Source organism: Burkholderia sp. Ac-20384, from assembly GCF_017104605.1.
In the GTDB taxonomy this organism is placed as follows: domain Bacteria; phylum Pseudomonadota; class Gammaproteobacteria; order Burkholderiales; family Burkholderiaceae; genus Burkholderia; species Burkholderia lata.
On record NZ_JAAGPE010000533.1, the window covers coordinates 1 to 3395 of the forward strand.

3 protein-coding genes are annotated in these 3395 nt (G+C 68.6%); all 3 read left to right on the top strand.

Annotated elements, in window-relative coordinates; translation table 11 throughout:
• Window positions 1-135: 135 nt before the first annotated feature.
• Window positions 136-1362, top strand: a complete 1227-nt coding sequence (locus tag G3O00_RS41215) for a patatin-like phospholipase family protein (protein WP_206146439.1) — start codon at window positions 136-138, stop codon at window positions 1360-1362.
• Window positions 1363-1828: 466 nt separating this feature from the next.
• The gene (locus G3O00_RS41220; protein WP_011353352.1) at window positions 1829-2707 is read left to right on the top strand and encodes a diiron oxygenase; all 879 of its coding nucleotides are present in this window, start codon (window positions 1829-1831) and stop codon (window positions 2705-2707) included.
• A 150-nt stretch (window positions 2708-2857) separates the two neighbouring features.
• Entirely contained in the window at window positions 2858-3343 is a 486-nt protein-coding gene (gene rfaE2 / locus G3O00_RS41225) for a D-glycero-beta-D-manno-heptose 1-phosphate adenylyltransferase (RefSeq protein ID WP_011353351.1), read from the top strand.
• The last annotated feature ends 52 nt before the right edge of the window (window positions 3344-3395 follow it).

Here is a 3395-nt window from a genome sequence, read left to right on the forward strand (position 1 = left end):
CGCAAGCCCGCCGCGAAGCGCGCGAAGTCGACCGGTGCAGCCGGTTCGGCCGCGGCGCGCGCGGCCGCCGCGTCGTCGCCCGAAACCCGTCCGCCGAAGCGCTCGACGTGACGCGGCGCAGGTAGCAGGTCGATCATGCGGCTCGCGCTCGTTCTGATGGGAGGTGGCGCACGTGCCGCCTATCAGGTCGGCGTGCTGAAGGCGCTGGCCGAGATCGCGCGCGAGGCCGATCCGCAGCGGCACACGCTGCCGTTCGCGGTCGTGTGCGGCTCGTCGGCCGGCGCGATCAACGCGACGTCGATCGCGAGCCACGCGGACGACTTTTCCCACGGCGTGCGGCGCCTGCTCGAATTCTGGGAGCCGTTGCGCGCCGATTACGTGTATCGCACCGACTGGCTCGGCATCGCGGCCGCCGGCGCACGCTGGCTCGCGGCGATGACCTTCGGCTGGGCGGCCCGCCGTTCGCCGCGCGGGTTGCTCGACAACGCGCCGCTCGCGCACCTGCTGCAGCGCGAGCTGAGTTTCCACCGGATCGAACAGATGCTCGAGGCGCGCCTGCTGCACGCGCTTTCGGTGACGGCGCTCAGCTATTCGAGCGGGCGGCACCTCACGTTCTACCAGGCGGCCCAGCCGATCCAGGCATGGCGGCGCGCGCAGCGCACCGCGCGGCTCGTCGACCTGTCGGCGTCGCACCTGCTCGCGTCGTCGGCGATTCCGTTCGTGTTCCCGGCCGTGCCGCTCGTGCTCGACGGGCAGATCGAATACTTCGGCGACGGGTCGATCCGGCAGATCGCGCCGCTGTCGCCGGCGATCCACTTCGGCGCGGACCGGATCGTCGTGATCGGCGCGGCCGACCCGCGGCCCGAGATTCCGGCCGCGAACGGCACCGGGCTGGTACGCGGCTACCCGACGCTCGCGCAGATCGGCCAGCAGGTGCTCGCGAGCGTGTTCCTCGACTCGATCGGCTCGGACATCGAGCGCATCGAGCACATCAACCGGATGATCGAGCACCTGCCGCACCAGGTCGAGGTGGACAGCGGCTGGCGGCACGTCGACGTGCTCGCGATCGCGCCGTCCGAGCGCATCGAGCTGATCGCCGCGAAGCACCTGAAGCAGATGCCGGCCACGATGCGCGGGCTGCTCGGCGCGATCGGCGGCAGCCAGCCGGCCGGCGCGTCGTTCGCGAGCTACCTGCTGTTCGAGGAAGCGTTCACGCGCGAACTGATCGAGCTCGGCTACCGCGACGGGCGCGCGCAGCGCGACACGCTGGCCGCCTGGATTGCGCTGGCGGACGGCGGCAGCGCGCCGGCTGCCGGCATGCCGCCGGAAGACGGCCTCTCGACCGGCGAAATACGGGTCTGATGCGTACAGGGAATGTAAGGTTGCGTTTTCGCGACGGTCGGCCGCGACCGATCGCCGCACCGCGATTGGCGGCGCACGACCGGCCGGGCGTCTCGGAACCGTCATGCACGCGTGATATCATGGCCGCCGCCGTATACACCATATCGAGCAGCCCGCCGATCCGGCATCCGCACGGGACCTTTCGGGGAACCCGCCTGGGGCAGGGGACGGGCGCGCCAACGAGCCGGCCAGCGCCGGCCCCCACTCAGGCAAGCGTGCAGCCGGTTCCGTTCGCGGAGCGTGGCTGCGGCATGCTGCAACAGCGGCGGCGCGGCCGCCCGGCTGCCGGACGAGGAATCACCGTCCGGCGGGCCGGTTTCCCGCGTAAAATTAGAGTCTTGGCTGCAAAAAGCGCGCTCGGGCGTGCTTGCGCGGCAACAGTCACGTTTAGAGAAGTCGCATTGCGCAGAACAGGGGTGGGACCATCATGAACACGATGCTTTATCCGGAACTTTACCGATCGCTCGAAGCCGTCCGCTGGGACATGGAGAAGGACATTCCGTGGGACAAGTTCGACGCTTCGCTGCTCACCGACGAGCAGGCGAAGACGATCAAGATGAACGCGATCACCGAATGGTCGGCGCTGCCCGCGACGGAAATGTTCCTGCGCGACAACCAGCACGACAGCGACTTTTCCGCGTTCATGAGCGTGTGGTTCTTTGAAGAGCAGAAGCATTCGCTCGTGCTGATGGAATACCTGCGCCGCTTCAAGCCGGAAATGGTGCCGACCGAAGAGGAACTGCACGCGGTGCGCTTCCAGTTCGACCCGGCGCCGCCGCTCGAGACGCTGATGCTGCACTTCTGCGGCGAGATCCGCCTGAACCACTGGTACCGTTGCGCGGCCGACTGGCACACCGAGCCGGTCATCAAGCAGATCTACGAAACGATCTCGCGCGATGAAGCACGCCACGGCGGCGCATACCTGCGCTACATGAAGAAGGCGCTGAACAACTGCGGCGACGTCGCACGTGCCGCGTTCGCGAAGATCGGCGTGCTGATGGCGTCGGCGCGCCGCACCGAGAAGCCGCTGCACCCGACCAACCTGCACGTGAACCAGGCGCTGTTCCCGCGCGACACCGTGCAGTCGCGCCTGCCCGATCCGGAATGGCTCGAGCGCTGGCTCGACGAGCAGATCCGTTTCGACGGCGAGTGGGAAAAGAAGGTTGTCGAGCGGATCCTGCACAACCTGTCGATCCTGTTCGAGCGCACGTTCGCGACCGCGCAGGAGCTGAACCGCTACCGCAAGGAAGTCACCGGCCGCCTGCAGGCCGAAAGCGGCCCGTCGTCGGCCGCGCAGCCGGCCTGAGGCCGGTTGGTGCCGCAGCCGGCGTGAATCGCGCCGGCCGCGTCGCGCGATGTCGTACCCGTTGCATGAAGCCCGCCCGGTCAGTCCGGCGGGCTTTTTATCTGGCGCCGCCGCCGCGCGCGCCGTTGCCCATTCCGTCCGACTTCCATCATGTCCGCCACCTTCGAACGCAAGCTGATCACCCGTGATGCCCTCGTCGCCCTGCGCGCGTCGCTGCCGTCACCCGTCGTGTTCACCAACGGCGTATTCGACATCCTGCATCGCGGCCACGTCACGTATCTCGCCGACGCGAAAGCGCTCGGCGCATGCCTGATCGTCGGGGTGAACAGCGACGCGTCGGTACGCATGCTCGGCAAGGGCGACGACCGGCCGATCAATCGCCAGGAAGATCGCGCGGCGCTGCTCGCGGCGCTGGAAAGCGTCGACTGGGTCGTGACGTTCGAGGAAAAGACGCCCGTGTCGCTGATCGAGGCCGTCCGGCCGGACATTCTCGTGAAGGGCGGCGACTACGACATGGATGCGTTGCCGGAGTCGGCATTGGTGCGTGGCTGGGGTGGCCGCGCGCTGGCGATTCCGTTCGAGCACGATCGCTCGACCACCGCGTTGCTGAAGAAGGTGCGCGCGCAGCAGCCCTGAGCGCCGCCTGGCGCCGTCAGGGCGCGGACGCCGCGAGCGGCTCGGCCGTGAC